Annotated in this window: 17 protein-coding genes; 8 read left to right on the forward strand and 9 right to left on the reverse strand. The window is 59.5% G+C overall.

Annotation, left to right across the window (positions count from 1 at the left end; translation table 11 throughout):
• Positions 1-28: 28 nt before the first annotated feature.
• From ACP3TY_RS24080 to ACP3TY_RS24095, 4 genes are all read right to left on the reverse strand, one after another.
• The gene (locus ACP3TY_RS24080; RefSeq protein ID WP_053116553.1) at positions 29-241 is read right to left on the reverse strand and encodes a hypothetical protein; all 213 of its coding nucleotides are present in this window, start codon (positions 239-241) and stop codon (positions 29-31) included.
• A 246-nt stretch (positions 242-487) separates the two neighbouring features.
• Complete coding sequence (gene aguA / locus ACP3TY_RS24085) at positions 488-1,594, reverse strand: agmatine deiminase (RefSeq protein WP_426618651.1); 1,107 nt, start codon at positions 1,592-1,594, stop codon at positions 488-490.
• Between the two features lie 5 nt (positions 1,595-1,599).
• Complete coding sequence (gene aguB, locus ACP3TY_RS24090) at positions 1,600-2,478, reverse strand: N-carbamoylputrescine amidase (RefSeq protein ID WP_034151905.1); 879 nt, start codon at positions 2,476-2,478, stop codon at positions 1,600-1,602.
• 293 nt (positions 2,479-2,771) lie between these two features.
• Positions 2,772-5,684: an aminotransferase gene (locus ACP3TY_RS24095; protein WP_426618652.1), complete on the reverse strand. Its 2,913-nt coding sequence runs from the start codon at positions 5,682-5,684 to the stop codon at positions 2,772-2,774.
• 169 nt (positions 5,685-5,853) lie between these two features.
• Here ACP3TY_RS24095 and rfbC point away from each other — a divergent pair, with 169 nt between their 5' ends.
• Genes rfbC through ACP3TY_RS24115 form a run of 4 tightly spaced genes read left to right on the forward strand, consistent with a single transcriptional unit; the run spans position 5,854 to position 10,083 of the window.
• Positions 5,854-6,399 (forward strand): dTDP-4-dehydrorhamnose 3,5-epimerase, encoded by a 546-nt coding sequence (gene rfbC, locus ACP3TY_RS24100; RefSeq protein WP_426618653.1) that lies wholly within the window; start codon positions 5,854-5,856, stop codon positions 6,397-6,399.
• Between the two features lie 41 nt (positions 6,400-6,440).
• Positions 6,441-8,249, forward strand: a complete 1,809-nt coding sequence (locus ACP3TY_RS24105; RefSeq protein ID WP_159812021.1) for a sensor histidine kinase — start codon at positions 6,441-6,443, stop codon at positions 8,247-8,249.
• On the forward strand, positions 8,246-9,631 hold the full coding sequence (locus ACP3TY_RS24110) for a sigma-54-dependent transcriptional regulator (RefSeq protein WP_053116549.1): 1,386 nt from the start codon (positions 8,246-8,248) through the stop codon (positions 9,629-9,631). Before ACP3TY_RS24105 ends, ACP3TY_RS24110 begins: the two co-directional genes overlap by 4 nt.
• Positions 9,628-10,083 carry a YiiD C-terminal domain-containing protein gene (locus ACP3TY_RS24115; protein WP_426618654.1) on the forward strand — a complete coding sequence of 152 codons (456 nt, stop codon included), beginning with the start codon at positions 9,628-9,630 and terminating at the stop codon, positions 10,081-10,083. The genes ACP3TY_RS24110 and ACP3TY_RS24115 overlap by 4 nt, the downstream gene beginning before the upstream one ends.
• 75 nt (positions 10,084-10,158) lie before the next feature.
• Here ACP3TY_RS24115 and cysQ read toward each other — a convergent pair whose 3' ends face one another.
• Both cysQ and nudE read right to left on the reverse strand, forming a co-directional pair.
• On the reverse strand, positions 10,159-10,992 hold the full coding sequence (gene cysQ / locus ACP3TY_RS24120; RefSeq protein WP_426618655.1) for a 3'(2'),5'-bisphosphate nucleotidase CysQ: 834 nt from the start codon (positions 10,990-10,992) through the stop codon (positions 10,159-10,161).
• Between the two features lie 5 nt (positions 10,993-10,997).
• Complete coding sequence (gene nudE / locus ACP3TY_RS24125) at positions 10,998-11,564, reverse strand: ADP compounds hydrolase NudE (RefSeq protein ID WP_053116546.1); 567 nt, start codon at positions 11,562-11,564, stop codon at positions 10,998-11,000.
• Positions 11,565-11,653: 89 nt separating this feature from the next.
• Here nudE and yrfG point away from each other — a divergent pair, with 89 nt between their 5' ends.
• A complete protein-coding gene (gene yrfG, locus ACP3TY_RS24130) occupies positions 11,654-12,316 on the forward strand; it encodes a GMP/IMP nucleotidase (protein ID WP_212544767.1) in 663 nt (220 codons plus the stop codon).
• Positions 12,317-12,418: 102 nt separating this feature from the next.
• Here the strand turns inward: yrfG and lysM are convergent, their stop codons facing one another.
• Positions 12,419-12,859 (reverse strand): peptidoglycan-binding protein LysM, encoded by a 441-nt coding sequence (gene lysM / locus ACP3TY_RS24135; RefSeq protein ID WP_426618656.1) that lies wholly within the window; start codon positions 12,857-12,859, stop codon positions 12,419-12,421.
• 208 nt (positions 12,860-13,067) lie between these two features.
• Here lysM and fdhD point away from each other — a divergent pair, with 208 nt between their 5' ends.
• The 3 genes from fdhD (at position 13,068) to ACP3TY_RS24150 (ending at position 17,026) form a co-directional block, all read left to right on the forward strand.
• On the forward strand, positions 13,068-13,907 hold the full coding sequence (gene fdhD, locus ACP3TY_RS24140) for a formate dehydrogenase accessory sulfurtransferase FdhD (RefSeq protein WP_212544766.1): 840 nt from the start codon (positions 13,068-13,070) through the stop codon (positions 13,905-13,907).
• A complete protein-coding gene (locus tag ACP3TY_RS24145; protein WP_426618657.1) occupies positions 13,904-16,252 on the forward strand; it encodes an FdhF/YdeP family oxidoreductase in 2,349 nt (782 codons plus the stop codon). Before fdhD ends, ACP3TY_RS24145 begins: the two co-directional genes overlap by 4 nt.
• A gap of 291 nt (positions 16,253-16,543) precedes the next feature.
• On the forward strand, positions 16,544-17,026 hold the full coding sequence (locus tag ACP3TY_RS24150; RefSeq protein WP_053116541.1) for a glycine zipper domain-containing protein: 483 nt from the start codon (positions 16,544-16,546) through the stop codon (positions 17,024-17,026).
• Positions 17,027-17,121: 95 nt separating this feature from the next.
• Here ACP3TY_RS24150 and ACP3TY_RS24155 read toward each other — a convergent pair whose 3' ends face one another.
• Together ACP3TY_RS24155 and ACP3TY_RS24160 are read right to left on the reverse strand one after the other, a co-directional pair.
• On the reverse strand, positions 17,122-17,556 hold the full coding sequence (locus tag ACP3TY_RS24155) for an acyl-CoA thioesterase (RefSeq protein WP_426618658.1): 435 nt from the start codon (positions 17,554-17,556) through the stop codon (positions 17,122-17,124).
• A 149-nt stretch (positions 17,557-17,705) separates the two neighbouring features.
• A complete protein-coding gene (locus tag ACP3TY_RS24160; RefSeq protein WP_426618659.1) occupies positions 17,706-18,920 on the reverse strand; it encodes a 3-hydroxyacyl-CoA dehydrogenase NAD-binding domain-containing protein in 1,215 nt (404 codons plus the stop codon).
• Between the last annotated feature and the right edge of the window lie 195 nt (positions 18,921-19,115).

Raw genomic sequence — 19,115 nt, forward strand, 5'->3', positions numbered from 1 at the left:
GCGCTTTCACTTATCCCTATTGTCCTTCTTATCCTTCCAGCACATCCCACAACGCTTCCAGTTCGTCCTCGCTGAACAGGTCAGCGGGGTAGCGCTCGATCATCATCCGGCGCGGATCAGGAACCCTGATCTGACGCGTTCCATTGGATTTCAACCAGTGCGCAACGCGGTGGAGCGATTCGCCGTTAACGGCCATGGGATGCAAAGTCCGCTCGCTGATTACGTTCACTTCGGCGTTCATTTCAGCGCTCTCTCCCCGTTCGTGAGCGGCTACGTTATCCAAGGTTTATGACAGAACGATTGAAGTTCTTCCCCCCTCCCTAGTGCCCCCAGACGAATACAAGAGCTATGCCAATGTCTCGCGTTTGTCGACAAGTGGATACAAAAAAGCCCGCCGTCCTTTCGGGCTGCGGGCCTCTGTTCATACTTAGCGAGCTAATCATTGCCCGGCTGATTTGGTAATCAACTCAAGCTGTTACGACTCAACTCACTCTTTGTGCGGCGCGGGTTGCTGTTGAGTAAGGCAGTGGATGTTGCCGCCGCCCAGTAACAGTTCGCGGCCCGGCACCATGACCACTTCGTGCTGCGGGAACAGGTTCTGCAGGATTTCCAGAGCAGGCGCGTCCATCGGGTCGTCGAAGCTCGGCGCGATGATGCCGCCGTTGACGATCAGGAAGTTCACGTAAGAACCGGCCAGACGCACCGACGGATTACGCTCCTGCGTGCCGTCGACCGGATCGACACCAGCGCACTCTTCTTCGGTCGCATACAGCGGCCCCGGGATCGGCATTTTGTGCACCGTGAACGGGCGACCTTTGGCATCGGTGCTGCTTTGCAGGACGTTCATCGCAGCCTGACAGCGCGGGTAGTTCGGATCCTGCGGATCATCTGTCCACGCCAGCAGCACTTCGCCCGGACGCACGTAGCAGCAGAAGTTATCCACATGGCCATCGGTTTCGTCGTTGAACAAACCGTCCGGCAGCCAGATGATTTTATCCACAGACAGATTGGCGCTGAGCACTGCTTCGATTTCTTCGCGACCCAGATGCGGGTTGCGATTACGGTTCAGCAGGCATTCTTCGGTGGTAATCAGCGTTCCTTCGCCGTCGACGTGAATCGAACCGCCTTCGAGCACAAAACCTTCAGTGCGATAGCGTGGGCTGCGTTCGATCTCGAGGATCTTGCCACCGACCTGCGAGTCGCGATTCCACGGCGAATACAGACCGCCATCGAAACCGCCCCAAGCGTTGAAGTCCCAGTTCACACCGCGTACTTCGCCGTTGTTATTGATGACGAAGGTCGGGCCGCTGTCGCGTACCCAGGCGTCATCGCTGGACATCTCGACCACGCGGATATTCGGCACGTCCAGGCGGGCGCGGGCGTTTTCGTATTGGCCGGCGGAAACGGCAACAGTCACCGGTTCGAAACGCGCGATGGCTTTGGCCACCGCTGCGTGTGCGGCTTGCGCCGGTTTGCCGCCCAGACGCCAGTTGTCCGGGCGCTCGGGCCAGATCATCCAGGTCTGCGTTTGCGGCGCCCACTCGGCCGGCATGTGAAAGCCGTCGGCGCGCGGGGTACTTTTCAATGTGGTCATCGGGATCAGGACTCCAGGGAACCGTCGAGGGTTTTCAACGCGCCGTACAGGTTCGGACGGCGGTCACGGAATGAACCCCACGCGCTGCGAATGTGTTCGAGCTCGTCGAGGTTGAAAGTGTGCACAAGAATACCTTCTTCGGTTTTATTCAGCTCCTGCACTTTTTCGCCGAACTGGTTGGCGATGAACGAAGAGCCGTAGAACGTGATGTCGTAGCCGTCCTGTTCTTCGTTGCCAATGCGGTTGCTGGCGATCAGCGGCATCAAGTTAGCGCCGGCATGGCCCTGCTGCACACGCTGCCAGTGGTCGCGCGACGAGATGGTCTTGTCGTGCGGCTCGCTGCCGATCGCGGTTGGGTAAAACAGAATTTCCGCACCTTGCAGCGCCATGCTGCGCGCCGCTTCCGGAAACCACTGATCCCAGCAGATGCCTACGCCGATTTTCGCGTAACGCGTATTCCACACTTTGAAACCAGTGTCGCCTGGGTTGAAGTAATACTTCTCGTGATAGCCCGGGCCGTCCGGAATGTGGCTTTTACGATAAATCCCGAGGTTGCTGCCGTCGGCGTCGATGATCGCGATGCTGTTGAAACGCGCGCGGCCGGCCAGCTCGTAGAAGCTGATCGGCAGCACCACTTGCAGCTCTTTGGCGATTTTCTGGAAATGTTTGATCGCGACGTTTTCTTCCACCGTCGTCGCCAGTTGCAGATAGTCCGGGTTTGGCTTCTGGCAGAAGTACGGCGCCTCGAACAGCTCCTGAATCAGGATGATCTGCGCACCTTTGGCGGCGGCTTCGCGTACCAGCCTTTCAGCGATTTCGAGGTTGGCTTCCAGATCCCACGAACACGCCATCTGAGTGGCGGCAACGGTAACGATACGACTCATGAATCATCTCCGGGCAAGTGCTTTGACGGTCGACCATTTCGACCGAAAAGAAAACGCGCGCACCGGACAAGAGATCGCCATGCCGGGGCAATGGCGACTTTATAGCCGATAAATATCGGCTTTAAAAGCTACTAAAATGCATTTCGTCTAATTCAACGCATTAAAGACCGATACAAATCGAATTAACTCCGAAACCCTGTAGGAGCTGCCGAAGGCTGCGATCTTTTGATTTTGCTCTTGAAAAACAAGATCAAAAGATCGCAGCCTTCGGCAGCTCCTACATGGGGTGAGTGTCAGAGTCCCTCGGTGAGCACCCGATCAAGCATGTCGACGAAGAAGTCGACACTGCGACGCGACGTCACCATCGGTGGTTTGATCTTGAGAATATTCAGATCATCCCCGGTCGGCTGCATGAAAATCCCCAGCTCACGCAGGCGATCACACAGCAGCGCGGTCTCTTCGGTCGCCGCTTCCAGCGTCTCGCGGTTACGGATCAGCTCAAGCCCCAGATAAAACCCGGAACCGTGCACCGCGCCCACCAGCGGATGTTTATCGATCAACGCTTCAAGCCGTGCCTTGAAGTGGCCTCCGACCACCTGCGCGTTTTCCCAAAGCTTTTCTTCTTCCATCACATCCAGCACCGCCATGCCGATCTGGCAACTGACCGGACTGCCGCCCGCCGACGAGAAGAAATAACCTTCGGCCTCCAGCGCTTCGGCAATCTCCCGGCGAGTAATCACCGCACCGAGTGGCTGGCCGTTGCCCATGCCTTTGGCCATGGTGATGATGTCCGGCACCACGCCCTGCTCTTCAACACCCCAGAAAAACTTACCCATACGCCCATAACCGACCTGCACTTCGTCGGCGATGCACACCCCGCCCTGCGCGCGCACCAAGGCATAAACCTGTTTCAGATAACCCGGTGGCAGCGAGATGCCGCCGGCATTGCCGTACACCGGTTCGCAGATAAATCCGGCCAATTGGCGCTTCTGCTCGGCGAGTTTTTCCAGGTGATGCACAACGCTGCGCACGTAATCCGGTGCCGAATCGATGCCACGGAACTCACCGCGATACATGTTTGGCGCAGGCACCGGGTGCACCCAGTCCGGGCGGCTTTCCAGGGCTTTCGGGTTATCGGCAATCGACGTCGACACCGCATCGGCGCCGACCGTCCAGCCGTGATAAGCCTCCAGCACGCTGATCATGTCGCGACCGCCGCTGTAAGCCCACGCCAGACGGATCGCCAAGTCATTGGCCTCACTGCCGCTGTTGACCAGGAATACCCGATCCATGCCTTCCGGTGCCAGCTTCAGCAAGCGCTCGGAAAACTCGGCGACTGCCGCATAGTTGAAACGCGAGTTGGTATTGAGCAGCGACCACTGACGCGCAGCCACAGCGGCCATGCGCGGATGACCGTGGCCGAGCACCGCAACGTTGTTGAGCATGTCCAGATAGGAGCGGCCCTGCATGTCGATCAGGTGATTGCGCCAGCCGCGTTCGATGCGCGGCGGGTCGACGTAATAGTGTTTTTGCGTGCGGGCGAAACTGGCGTCACGGCGTTCAAGCAGGGTTTTGCCATCCAGCTCCGGCTCGGCATCGCAGGCCAGCCCCAGCAGCGCGGCTGGCGACGGACACAATGCCTGCCAGGCCACCGCGTGAGTTGGCGTGCAGAACAGCGGCGCTTCCAGCTGCGCACCACGGCATAGCTGAACCAACAGCGGGCCACTGACCGAGCCCAGCACCTGACCTTTGACCAGCGCCGCGCCGCTGTGCACCGAAGGTGTCACGCCCCACAGACGTACACTGAGTTGCGGGCCATCGAGGTGCAACGCGCCGTCCGCCGCTTGATGCAGCACGCCGGCAAACGGTGCTTCGACGGTGGTACCGATGGGCACGCGCAATTCGACGTGCAGCGGGAAGGTGTCTGGTTCGTCCGCACTGTCAGGGCGCGTGCGCGACAAACGGTACTGACCATAACGGCTCGCCGCCAAACCATGCGCCGCAGCGGCTTCGGTCAGCAGGCACTGATCGATACCTTCCTGCTCCCAGTTGCCCGCCTCGAAATGCGCGCTCAAGACGCCAAGATCGATCAAGGCAAATTCGCGCCCGACCAGGCTCGGCAACAACGGCGCAAAACCTTCGCTATTGATCGCCGGTAAGGAATGACCAACCGCCGTCAAGATCGCCGCTTCCATCAACGCCAGCGGCACCGCGGTCGCCACGCGGAAAATTTCCCACTCGTGGGTGAGGTTGTCGCGGCTGTAGGTGTTGGCCGGATCAATGCTGACCTGCTGCTCGCCACTCAATACCAGCACCGCGGCCCGCGCGACGATCAACGGCCACAGCGCCTGCAACTCTTCGTGTTGCAACGGATTGACCGCATGATAGGCCTGCACTGCCGGCAGAATCACAAACGGATCGCCGCCGGCGTGATGCAGCAATGCAGCGCAGGTCACCGACAAATCGGTGATGCGCCAGGTGCGCACCAGATCGCCGAAATCAATAACGCCCTGCAATTGCCAATGACGCTGCGCATCACGCTGCCACACCGCGTTGTCATCGGTGATGTCCATGTGAATCGCCTGCACCGGCAGCTTCTCGAGCAGCGGCTGCAAGCAGCGCTCTGCTTGCTCGGCAGCGTCGGCGATCAATTCACGCTGACGCTGATCCTTGATCACCGGCAGCAAATGGCTGATCAACGCGCTGGCGTGGCGCGCATCCCACTGCAACGTGCGCTCAAGGCCCGGATGATCAAAGCCTGCGAGCGCCAGATCCATCTCACCGCAAAGCCGACCAAACCCGGCCACGACTTCTTTGCCCAAATGGTCGAGATCGGTCAGCGGCTGGCCTTCGATGTAATCGAGCAAGCGCACGTGCACCGATTCGCCAGCGGATTCCAAGGTCAACAAATCCTGACCATTGTTGGCGACGATAACGCTGGGCACCCTGACTGCGGAATGTTCGGCGAGGTACTTGAGGCCGGCGTGCTGGGCTTGCAGCTCCACCAGCGAATAGTCGCCACGGCAGATTTTCAGCACAAACCGGCCGCGCTCACTGTCGACCCGGAAGTTGAGATCCTGCTGGCTGCCCAAGGCTTTTAACCGGCCACTGATCCCGTAATGTTCCGCGAGCCATTGCAGGGCTTGCACCTCAGAAACCTGGGGGCTGGGCAAACTGGCGCGGTGAAACAACGTGGCAAGTGGCATGCAAACAACCCCTGAAATTTTATTAGGCGCCTATATCGCCATTGCTGCAGAGGATGCGCAAGCCTTTCCAGTTGTTACAACGTGCTCAGTATTTACATGCCAGCACTCGCGCCGTCGGGCACTTTGCGCAAGAATGTCGACCATTCACACCCATCACTGGAAAATTCACATGAATGTCATCACCACCGATCTGCCCGGTGTTCTGATCATCGAACCCAAGGTTTTTGGTGACGAGCGCGGCTTCTTCTACGAGAGCTTCAATGCGAAGGCGTTCCAGGACGCAACCGGTCTGGACACACAATTTGTCCAGGATAACCACTCGCGCTCGCAGAAAGGCGTACTTCGGGGTCTGCATTACCAACTGGAAAACACCCAGGGCAAACTGGTTCGCGTCACCGTCGGTGAAGTGCTGGACGTGGCTGTGGACATTCGCCGTAGCTCGCCAAATTTTGGCAAGTGGGTAGCGGTGCGTCTGTCTGCCGACAACCACCGTCAACTGTGGGTACCAGAAGGTTTCGCCCATGGTTTCGTAGTACTGAGCGAGTTCGCAGAATTCCTCTACAAGACCACCGACTACTACACGCCGTCGGCCGAGCGCAGCATTCGCTGGGATGACCCGGATCTGGGCATCGACTGGCAACTGGACGAAGCGCCGAAACTTTCAGCCAAGGATCAGACCGCCGCGTTGTTCAAGGACGCTGACGTCTTCGCCTGAGCCTAGGCATAATGCGCCTGTTCCCCACAGGCGCATTCGGCATGAAACCAACCCTTCCCCGCAGACCCCGCTGGCGCAGCCTCGCGTTGCTGGCGCTGTGTCTGGCGCCGCTGTTGTGGCCGCTGGAACACCTTGCCGAGCGGTATTACCGCAGTGAACTGGCCGGCCAGAATCGTCAGACCCTCGACCTCTACGTCGCCAACCTGTTGGGCACCCTGCACCGCTACGAAGTGTTGCCGCAGATCCTCGGTGATCTGCCCGCGCTGCGCTCTGTCCTCGGCGCGCCGGACGATGGCGTCACCCAAGGCAACGCCAATCGCCTGCTGAAAAATATCGCCGCGCAAACCGGCGCCGAGGTCATGTACCTGATGGACACCAGCGGCCAGACGCTGGCGGCCTCCAACTGGGATAAGCACGACAGTTTTGTCGGCCGTAATTTCTCCTTCCGTCCGTATTTCAGTGAAGCGATGGCCGGGCGTCTGGGGCGCTTTTTCGGGCTCGGTACCACGTCAGCCAAACGCGGTTACTTCTTCGCCGCCGCCGTGCGCAACGGCGAAAAAATCATCGGCGTATTGGTGATCAAGGTCGATCTCGATCACACCGAAAGTCTTTGGGGCAAAACTCCGGAACAACTGCTGGTGACCGACCACAACGGCGTGGTCATTCTCACCTCGCGCCCGGAATGGCGTTTCCGCTCGACCCGAGAGTTGAGCGAAGCCGAACGCTCTGCGATCACAGCGATCCAGCCTTATCCAACCCGCGAGCCTCGACCGCTGAATCTCAGCCCCACTGCCTGGCTGATCCAGACCCACGACATCGCCGAAACCGGCTGGAGCGTCAGCATCCTTGCCCCGCGCACGCTGATCGATCGCCCGGTGCGCACGGTCGTAGCCATCGGTGGCGCCACGTTGCTGGTGGTGATGTTGTTGCTCGGTTTGATGATGCAGCGTCGCCGTCATTATCTGGAACGCATCGCTTTCGAAGCCAAGGCGCGCCGCGAACTCGAAGGTCGCGTCGCCGAACGTACCAGCGACCTCGAAGGCCTCAACCGGCGCCTGAAACAAGAAGTATTGGAGCGCGAGCAGGCGCAGCAGGAACTGGTGCGCGCGCAGGATGACTTGGTGCAGGCCGGCAAACTGTCAGCGCTGGGGACGATGTCGGCGAGCATCAGTCACGAACTCAATCAGCCGCTGGCGGCGATCCGCAGCTACGCGGAAAACGCCGAAGTTCTGCTCGATCATCAGCGCACCGACGACGCGCGCGGCAACCTCAAACTGATCAGCGAACTGACCGGGCGTATGGCCTCGATCATCGCCCACCTGCGCGCCTTCGCCCGCCGCGATCGTCATGCTCCGGAAAGCGTTGCCCTGCAACCGGCGCTGGACGATGCCTTGGCACTGCTGGCCAAACGTCGGCGCAGCATGGAAGTCGAGCTGATCCGTGATTTGCCCGCCGCTACGTTGTGGGTCGAAGCCGGGGAAACCCGTCTGCGCCAAGTTCTCGGCAATCTATTGGCCAACGCCCTCGATGCGCTCACCGAAAAAGGCCCGCCGCGCAAATTGTGGCTGAGTGCCGAATCCACCGCCGAGGGCGTCAATCTGTACATTCGCGACAACGGCCCGGGGTTCTGCATGGAAGCCCTCGGCCGCGCCAGCGAGCCGTTTTACACCACCAAGACCCGCACGCAGGGGCTTGGTCTGGGTTTGGCCATTTGCGAAACCCTGATGCGCGCCTTCGGCGGTGAACTGTCGTTCGCCAACCACAAGCAAGGCGGCGCCTTGATCACCCTGCGGCTGCGCGCCGGTGCGCCCGGGGTCAGCCTGCAACCGTCCGAGGATCGAAGTGCATGACCATCGACAATCGCATTCAGGTGGTGTTGATCGACGACGATCCGCACCTGCGTCAGGCCCTCGGCCAGACTCTGGATCTGGCCGGCCTGAAAATCCTGCCGCTGTCCGAAGCCAAAGGCCTCGCCGCACAACTTGAGCGTGACTGGCCCGGTGTGGTGGTCAGCGACATTCGCATGCCGGGCATGGACGGTCTGGAATTGCTCAGCGAACTGCACGCTCAGGATCCGGAGTTGCCAGTGCTGTTGATCACCGGCCATGGCGATGTGCCACTGGCGGTGCAAGCGATGCGCGCCGGCGCTTACGACTTTCTCGAAAAACCTTTCGCCAGCGATGCACTACTCGACAGCGTGCGCCGCGCGTTAGCCCTGCGCCGACTGGTGCTGGACAACCGCAGCCTGCGTCTGGCCCTCAGCGATCGCAATGAGTTGAGCGCGCGACTGGTCGGCCAATCGGCGCCGATGCTGCGCCTGCGTGAGCAGATTGGCGCACTGGCGGCGACCAAGGCTGACGTGCTGATCCTCGGTGAAACTGGCGCTGGCAAAGAGGTCGTCGCCCGCGCGCTGCATGATCTGTCGAGCCGACGCAACGGGCCGTTTGTGGCGATCAACGCCGGCGCATTGGCCGAGTCCGTGGTCGAAAGCGAACTGTTCGGCCACGAACCGGGCGCCTTCACTGGCGCGCAGAAACGCCGGATCGGCAAGTTCGAATTCGCCAATGGCGGTACGCTGTTTCTCGATGAAATCGAAAGCATGAGCATGGACGTGCAGGTGAAATTGCTGCGCATGCTCCAGGAACGTGTGGTCGAGCGACTCGGTGGCAATCAGTTGATCCCGCTGGACATCCGCGTCATCGCCGCGACCAAGGAAGACCTGCGTCAGGCGGCTGATCAGGGGCGTTTCCGCGCCGACTTGTACTACCGCCTCAACGTCGCGCCGCTGCGCATTCCGCCGCTGCGCGAACGTGGCGAAGATGCGCTGATGCTGTTCCAGCATTACGCCGACGAGGCCAGCGCCCGCCACGGCTTGCCGCCGCATGAACTGCAACCGGCGCAACGCGCTTTGTTGTTGCGCCACACCTGGCCGGGCAACGTGCGTGAACTGCAAAACGCCGCCGAACGCTTTGCCCTCGGTCTGGAACTGGCGCTGGATAACAGTGCTGTTGAAGGTGTCGACGGTGCGACCGTTGCAGTTGTCGAAGGCGGGCTAAGCGAACAAGTGGAACACTTCGAAAAATCGCTGATTGCTGCCGAACTGGCGCGCTCGCACAGCTCGGTGCGCAGCCTCGCCGAAGCACTGGGCGTTCCGCGCAAGACCCTGCACGACAAACTGCGCAAGCACGGTCTGAATTTTGGTGACAGCAGCCACGGGGACGAAAACGAATGAGCACAGACAGTCACTATCTGGAGTCGGTGCTTCATCACGACATTCCGCTGACCCGCGACATGGGCCTGCGGGTGCTCGACTGGCGCGAGCAGCAATTGAGCTTGTATTTGCCGCTCGATCCCAACGTCAACCACAAGAGCACCATGTTCGGCGGCAGTCTCTATTGCGGCGCGGTGCTGGCGGGTTGGGGCTGGTTGCATTTGCGTTTGAAGGAAGAAGGGATCACCGATGGGCACATCGTGATTCAGGAAGGGCAGATCAATTATCCGCTGCCGGTGACGGGGGATGCCACGGCGATTTGCCCGGCGCCTGATGAGCGGGTGTGGAAGAAGTTTTTGGCGATGTATCAGCGGTATGGGCGGGCGCGGTTGGTGTTGCAGACGCGGATCGTCAATGTCGGAAGTGATATCGATGCGGTGACGTTTAGTGGGCAATACGTGTTGCACCGTTAAAGCAAAAGATCGCAGCCTGCGGCAGCTCCTACGCCGATCCCTGTAGGAGCTGCCGCAGGCTGCGATCTTTGGATATTAACCCCGCGCCAACTCCAACAACCTCGCCCGCCATGCAGCCTTCGCCGGCAGCGCTAAAAAGAATTCGTTCAACAGCGATTCCCGCGCCGGATAACAAAACGCCTCACCGCGTAAATCCAGCACCTCGCCCCCCGCCCCTTCCAGCACACCCTGCGCCGCCGCCGTGTCCCACTGCGAAGTCGGCGCCAGTCGCGGATAGCAATCGGCAGCCCCTTCCGCTAGCAGGCAAAACTTCAGCGAGCTGCCGATGTTCGCCAACTGCAGTTCACCGAGGCTGGCGCTCAAGCCCACCAGCAAACGCTCCTGCTCAGGACTGGAATGCCGACGACTTGCCACCACCGTAAACGCTTCACCCGGCTCGGGCACATCCCGCACCTGAATCGAAACCGGTGCGCCGTCCTTGTCACAACGCCACGCGCCAAGCCCGGCACCACCGACGTAAAAGCGACCGTTGGTCGGCATCGAGACCACGCCAAACACCACCCGACCGTTCTCGATCAGCGCAATGTTGACGGTAAATTCTTCACTGCCGCTGATGAATTCCTTGGTGCCATCCAGCGGATCGACCAACCACCAGCGCGTCCATCCGGCACGTACGTTTTGGGGAATGTTCGCGTCTTCTTCAGACAGCACCGGAATGTTCGGATCCAGCGCGGTCAGCCCGGCCAGAATCAAATGGTGCGCCGCCAGATCCGCAGCCGTCACCGGCGAATCATCAGATTTAGCCGTCACTTCAACGCCTGCGCGCCAGAACGGCAAAATCGCTTCGCCGGCCTGCAATGCCAGCGCAACCACCGGCGCCATCAACGGATGGGGAAAATTCATCGACATTTCACTCACGATTGAAAGAAGCCGCGCTGGGTCAGCAAGTCACGGGTCAGATACAGCGCCGCCAATGCGCGGCCTTCGGAGAATTGCGGGTTCTGCGCCAGCGCCGACAGATCACGCAGATTGACCTTGTCGACCCGCATCGGCTCGGGCTCGTCGCCCTCCAGCCGCTCTTCGTAGAGATCGGTGGCCAGCACCACCTGAATCTTCTGGCTCATGTAACCGGGCGACAGCGACAGCTCGGTCAGATGCTCCAGTTGCCGCGCGCCAAAACCAGCTTCTTCCTTGAGCTCACGTTCAGCCGCCGCCAGAACATCTTCGCCCGGCTCGATCAAACCTTTGGGCAGCGACAATTCGTACTCGTCAGTACCGCCGCAGTATTCCTCGATCAGCACCGCGTGCTCGGCATCGAGCATTGCCACGATCATTACCGCGCCATAGCCGGCGCCCTTGCCGACCAGCCGCTCGTAGGTGCGCTCCACGCCATTGGAAAAACGCAGCTTGAGTTCTTCGACGCAAAACAGACGACTGGTGGCGACGATCTCGCGGGCGAGTACGGTAGGTTTCTGGCGCATGCAAAGCTCCTTGGCGTGAACGCGCTACTATAACGCGGCTTTCCCGATTGTTTACGTCGGATATCTTTCTACCGTTTCGAGACGTTGCCATGCCCTCTTTACCCTGGTCCGACATCGATACCGTCCTGCTGGACATGGACGGCACGCTGCTGGATCTGCACTTCGACAACCATTTCTGGCTGGAACACCTGCCCCAGCGCTACGCCGAACTGCACGGGGTCAGCCGCGCAATGGCCGAGATGGAATTGCAGCCGCTGTTCGAACGCCATGCTGGTCAGTTGCAGTGGTATTGCCTGGATTTCTGGAGCAGCGAACTGAAGCTGTCAGTGCGTGAGTTGAAGCAGGAAACTGCGCACCTGATCGCCCTGCGTCCCGATGCGGATACGTTTCTGGAAGCGATCAAACGCGCCGGGAAACGGGTGATCATGATCACCAACGCGCACCGTGACTCACTGTCGCTGAAGCTGGAACGGATTGAACTGGCACCGTACTTCGAGCGGCTGATCAGCTCGCATGATTACGGTTTCCCCAAGGAAAACCCGCAGTTCTGGGACGCGTTGCAGGCAGATATCGGTTTTGATCCGGCACGCAGTCTGTTCATCGACGACACCTTGCCGATTCTGCGCAGCGCGCGAGATTTTGGGGTGGCGCACTTGCTGGCAGTCAAACAACCCGACAGCCGCAAAGGCCCGAAAGACACGGCCGAATTCGCGGCAGTCGAAGACTACCGCGACCTGATCTCAGGCTTGTGACCCCCTGTAGGAGCTGCCGCAGGCTGCGATCTTTTGACTTTGATTTGTAAAAAACAAGATCAAAAGATCGCAGCCTTCGGCAGCTCCTACAGGGTTTGCGGATTACTCAGGAATACGCAGTGTCTGACCCGGATAGATTTTGTTCACGTCCTTGAGCATCGGCTTGTTGGCATCGAAGATCTTTTGATACTTGTTGGAATCACCGTACACGCGCAGTGAAATCGCGCTGAGGGTGTCGCCCGACTTGACCACAACAAACTGCGCAGCCGTCACAACCGGGCCGCTCACGGTGATCTGATCATCAACACTGCCAACCCCGGCAATATTGCCAACGGCCAGCAGGATTTTCTCTTTCTCTTCCTGACTTGCCACTTCACCGGTCACGGTGACTTTGTCGCCATCCACCGTTGCCTGCACATTCGGATTGCCCAGCCCGACCTTATTGATGTGATCCTTCAATTGCTCACTGGCATTGGCGTTACCGGGGGTCAGCAGATCCAGCAGCTTCTCTCCCGCTTCTTTCACAAAGCTCAAAAGACTCATAGCGCACACTCCTTGATTTGGGTTCCAGATGCCCAAGCCTAGACCACGTCAGGCAAACCCGGTTCCGAGCCGACCAATGACTCTGTAACCGTATGCGTACGCAAAAGCTCCCTTGATCGACGCCATCTATCAATACATCGACAGTAGCGATTAGACGCGACAACTTGACGCGCCTAGTCTTAACGTTGATCAAACCGTCGGTGATGCCATGAACGCCAAGCGCCCAACTTGCGCGGCGCCTGCACTCGAAACGCCCGCGCCTGCCGCCAGCCAGACCTACAGTTACAGCGATCTTCCCCGCGAAGAGTCGGCGAGCACTGCGCTCGCCGAGGAAGTCGCGTTGGCGATCGCCTACAACGGCATCAGCCAAGCCGTGATGCTGGTGACGCCGACTGACCTGGAAGACTTCATCGTCGGCTTCAGCCTCGGCAGCGGCATCATCGAAGACGCGACCGACATCTATGACCTGCAACTGACCGGCGCCGGCTCGGCGCAATACGCGCAAGTGACCATCGCTAATCGCGCCTTCTGGAACCTCAAGCAGCAACGTCGGCAAATGGCTGGCACCAGCGGTTGCGGATTGTGTGGCGTCGAAGCGGTGGAACAGGCGTTGCCTGATCTGAAAGTGCTGCCCGGCGCGCCGTTGCCACCGATTGAATGGCTTGATGGTTTGCGTCAGCGCATCAGTGCGTTTCAGCCTTTGGGTCAGTACTGCGGCGCGGTACACGCGGCAGTGTTCATGAACGCCAGCGGCGAATTGCTGCTCGGTCGCGAAGACATTGGCCGGCACAACGCGCTCGACAAACTGATCGGCGGACTGATCCGCCAGAAGATATCCACAGAAGGCGGACTGGCAATTGTCACCAGCCGTTGCAGCCTCGAATTGATCCAGAAAGTGTTGCGCGCCGGCATCCAGACCCTGGTCAGCCTGTCAGCGCCCACGGGCCTCGCCGTGCAATGGGCCCGTCGACACAACCTCAATCTCATCCACCTGCCGCAGAAAAGTGCGCCGCGGGTGTATAGCCCCGCGATGGAGAATCAAGCGTGAGCCAACATCATCAAGCCGACCAGAAACCCGTCCCGCGCTACAAGCCTTACAAAGGCGCAGCCGGCGGCTGGGGTGCCCTGATCAGTGTGGCTCAGGCCTGGTTGACCAGCGACAACGCCCTGAAAAACCTGCGCATGATGCTCAAGACCAACCAGAACGGCGGCTTCGACTGCCCGGGTTGCGCGTGGGGCGATTCGCCGGAAAGCGGCATGGTCAAGTTCTGCGAGAACGGCGCGAAAGCGGTGAACTGGGAAGCGACCAAGCGCCGCGTCGATGCCAAGTTCTTCGCCAAGCACAGCGTCACTTCGTTGCTGGAACAGAGCGATTACTGGCTGGAGTATCAGGGCCGTCTGACCGAACCGATGGTCTACGACGCCGAAACTGATCGCTACAAACCGATCAGTTGGGACAACGCCTACGCGCTGATTGCCAAACACCTGCAAAGTCTGCCGAGCCCGGATCTGGCCGAGTTCTACACCTCGGGTCGTGCCAGCAATGAAGCGGCTTATCTGTATCAGCTATTCGTGCGCGCCTTCGGCACCAACAACTTCCCTGACTGCTCGAACATGTGCCACGAAGCCAGCGGCGTGGCGTTGGCGCAAAGTGTCGGCGTCGGCAAAGGCACCGTGACCTTCGATGATTTCGAACACGCCGATGCGATTTTCGTTTGGGGCCAGAATCCGGGCACCAATCATCCGCGCATGCTCGAACCGTTGCGTGAAGCGGTGAAACGCGGCGCGCAAGTGGTGTGCATCAACCCGCTGAAAGAGCGCGGACTGGAGCGTTTCCAGCACCCGCAGCACCCGATCGAAATGCTCACCAACGGCGACAAGCCGACCAACACCGCCTACTTCCGTCCGGCACTCGGCGGCGACATGGCGCTGTTGCGCGGCATGGCCAAATTCCTCCTGCAATGGGAACGCGATGCGCAGAAGGCTGGCGCGCCAGCGGTGTTCGACCACGACTTCCTCAATGAACACAGCACCAACGTGCTGGAGTATCTCGGTGTCGTGGATGACACGCCGTGGGAACAAATCGTCGAACAGTCCGGCCTGACCCTCGTGGACATCGAGCAAGCCGCGCGCATGTACGCCAAAGGCAAAAACGTAATCATGTGTTGGGCGATGGGCATCACCCAGCACCGCCATTCGGTGCCGACCATTCAGGAAATCGCCAACCTGATGCTGCTGCGCGGCAACATCGGCAAACCGGGCGCCGGCCTGTGCCCGGTGCGCGGTCACAGTAACGTGCAGGGCGATCGCACGATGGGCATCAACGAGCGTCCGCCGGTGGCGTTCCTCGATTCGCTGGAGCGTCGTTTCCAGTTCAAGGTGCCGCGTCATAACGGCCACAACGTGGTCGAGGCGATCCATGCGATGGCCGAAGGTCGCGCAAAAGTATTCATCGGTCTGGGCGGCAACTTCGCTCAAGCGACGCCGGACAGCCCGCGCACTTTCGAAGCGCTGAGCAATTGCGACCTGACCGTGCAGATCAGCACCAAGCTCAACCGCAGCCACTTGGCTCACGGTAAAGACGCGCTGATCCTGCCGTGCCTCGGTCGCACCGACATCGACATCCAGACTGAAGGCCCGCAAGCGGTCACCGTGGAAGACTCGTTCAGCATGGTTCACGCCTCCAACGGCCAGTTGCAGCCGCTGTCGAACCAGATGCGCTCGGAGCCGTCGATCATCGCCGGCATCGCCGCCGCTACGCTGGGCAGCAAACCGGTGGACTGGAATTGGCTGGTGGCCGATTACGCGCGCATTCGCGAACTGATCGCCGACACCATTCCGGGCTTCAAGGAATTCAACGAGAAGGTAAAAAACCCGGGCGGTTTCTACCTTGGCAACAGCGCCGGTGCGCGCAAGTGGAACACGCCGTCGGGCCGCGCCAATTTCCGCGCGAACCTGCTGCCGAAAGATCTGGTGCACGAACGCACTCGTGCGACTGGACAACTGCCGGATCTGATCCTGCAATCGATGCGTTCTCACGATCAATACAACACGACGATTTATGGGCTCGATGACCGTTATCGCGGGGTGAAGGGCCAGCGCGATGTGGTGTTTGCCAACGAGGCGGACATCATTCGCCTGGGCTTCCGTCCGGGGCAGAAGGCTGACATCGTGTCACTGTGGGACGATGGTCGTGAGCGTCGGGTGAAAGGCTTTACCTTGCTGGCGTTTGATATTCCGGCGGGGCAGGCGGCGGCTTATTATCCGGAGGTGAATCCGTTGGTGCCGCTGGAAAGCACCGGGGATGGCAGCCATACGCCGACGTCGAAGTTCATCGCGATCCGGTTGGAAGCGGCGAGTGAGACTGGGTTGATCATGGCCAAGTCGGCTTAACACAAGATCAAAAGATCGCAGCCTTCGGCAGCTCCTACAGGGATCGGTGTAGGAGCTGCCGAAGGCTGCGATCTTTTCGTTTTTTGCCTTTCGAACGCCCACAAAAAAGGCCGCTTTTTTACAAAAGCGGCCTGTCCGAAGTAATTAAAGACCGGCAAAAAACAGATAAGTTCCGTATACAAAACAGTAACTTGCGAAATTGTATACAAGTCGTGCTATTCGTCGGATTTCGATTGTCACGCTTGTTACACAGCCTCAGGATCGGCGCCGTCATCCCTTTGAGGCTCCTCTATGAAGTTCTCCCAGATTCTCTTGTTGTCCCTTGGCCTGGTCAGTGGTTTTGCGTCGGCAGGCGGCACCACCGAAGCAGGTGTTGGCGGCGCATTGGGCGGGGTTCTTGGCTCGGTCGTCGGTCAGTCTTTAGGCGGCAATACAGGTTCCACCATTGGCGCAGCCTTGGGCGGCGCGGGTGGTAGCGCAGTCGGCGCCGACAAACGCAGCCGTGGCGAAGCAGCCATTGGCGGTGCGTTGGGCGCTGCTGGCGGTAACGTGGTCGGTCGCAGCCTCGGCGGCAGCACTGGCAGCCTGATCGGTTCGGCCGCAGGTGGCGGTGCCGGTGGTGCGTTGGGTAACTACATGGGCAACAAGAGCGATGACGATGATCGTCATTACGATCGCGGTCGTGATAACCGTCGCTACTACCGCGACGACCACCGTGGTCGCGGCCATGCCTACGGCCACCGCAAGCATCACAAGTACTATCGTCACCGCTGATTGCTGATGGCGGCAAGTAGATCAAAAGATCGCAGCCTGCGGCAGCTCCTACACAGATCAATGTAGGAGTTGCCGCAGGCTGCGATCTTTTTGCTTTATCCCACCACCAGACGTTCCAGCGCCTGACGCAATTCGCTCGGAATCGGCACCGGCTGATTGCTCGCCCGATCCACAAACACATGCACGAAACGCCCGGCCGCACAGGCCTCGCTTTCGCCGACCTTGAACACCGCCAGTTCGTACTGCACCGAACTGTTGCCCAACTTGCCGACTCGCAATCCGATCTCGATCAGATCCGGGAACGCGATCGACGCGAAGTAATCACACGCCGAGCTGACCACGAAACCCACCACTTCCCCGTCATGGATATCCAGACCACCGACATGGATCAGGTATGTGTTCACGGCTGTGTCGAAGAAGCTGTAGTAGGTGACGTTGTTGACGTGACCGTAGGCGTCGTTGTCGTGCCAGCGTGTGGTGATGGGCTGGAAGTGCAGGTAGTCGGTGCGTTGAGGCATCGGGTTGGACATTGATCAACGATTCCTGAAGGTATTTGTTGCGAGTCTAATTTAAATCCGTGGCGCGGCCTTCGCGAGCAAGCCCGCACACACATTCGAAACGCATTCCAAATGTGGGAGCGAGCCTGCTCGCGAAAGCGTCACCCCAAGCACCCAATCACTCAGCGATCAGCAAACCCCTTCCCCTGCGCCGCCAACTCACCAATCAACCGCGCCGGTTTCCACTGATCGCCCTGCCGCGTCTCCAGCGCCAACAGCCGCTGATGAATATCCGCCAGCCCCTGCTGATCCGCCCACGCCATCGGCCCGCCCTTATCCGCCGGGAAGCCGTAGCCATTCAAATACACCAGATCAATGTCATGGGCAGACTCGGCAATACCTTCCTGGAGAATCTTCGCCCCTTCGTTGACCAATGCCAGCAGGGAGCGCTCGAGAATCTCCTCCGGGCCGATCTCACGGCGCTGAAAGCCCAAGCCTTCGCTGACCTGCAACACCAGCGCATCGACCTCAGGATCATGCTCAGCCTGACGACTGCCCGGCTCGTAATGGTAATAACCGTTGCCGGACTTCTGCCCGAATCGACCCATTTCGCACAAGCGATTATCCACGTGCACCTCTGGCGCATCCTGACCCTTGCCGGCCAACTCGCGCGCGCGCCATTCCAGATCGATGCCGACCACGTCGTACATGCGAAACGGCCCCATGGCGAAACCGAATCCTTGCAACGCCGCATCGACCTGCTGTGGATAAGCGCCTTCAAGCAACATCTTGCGCGCCTCGAGTACATACGGATGCAGCATGCGGTTGCCGATAAAACCATGGCAGTTGCCCGAGACCACGCTGACTTTGCCCATGCGCTTGCCCAAAGCCAGTGCGGCGTCCAGAGCTGCTGGTGAGGTCTGCGCGCCGCGAACGATTTCCAGCAGTTTCATGATGAAGAAATGCAGGCCCAGCACTTGTTCCGGACGTTTTGTCGCCGCCGCAATCGCATCAATATCCAGTGCCGATGTATTGCTAGCCAATAGCGCTTCAGGCTTCAGCAAGCCATCCAGCTCGCGGAAGATCTTCTGCTTCAGTTCAAGATTCTCGTACACCGCTTCGATCACCAGATCGACATTGCGAATCGCCGCGTAATCCGCCGCCGCACTGACCCGGGCGATACGCGCATCAGCCTCGGCCTGATCAATGCGCCCCTGCCGCACATTGTGTGCATAGGTGTCGGCAACGGTGGCGAGTGCATGCTCAAGCATCTGTGGGTTGTTATCTACCCACTGTACTGTCACGCCGGCATTGGCCAGGCACATGACGATGCCACGGCCCATGGTGCCCGCGCCGATCACGGCGGCCTGCTGAATATCGAAGGATGTCTGGCTCATATTGTTCTCTTGTTGGCGATCCAAAGACTGGTCTCACCATAGTCAGCCGACGACGTTTTTTGAAGTTTATTACCGTGATGATCGACATTCAGCGGATGGATAGAGCCCTTGTCTTGATGAACTCATGTAGGAGCTGCCGAAGGCTGCGATCTTTTTCATCTTGAAAAAATCAACATCAAAAGATTGCAGCCTTCG

It is taken from the genome of Pseudomonas rustica, assembly GCF_049959085.1.
Lineage (GTDB): Bacteria > Pseudomonadota > Gammaproteobacteria > Pseudomonadales > Pseudomonadaceae > Aquipseudomonas > Aquipseudomonas rustica.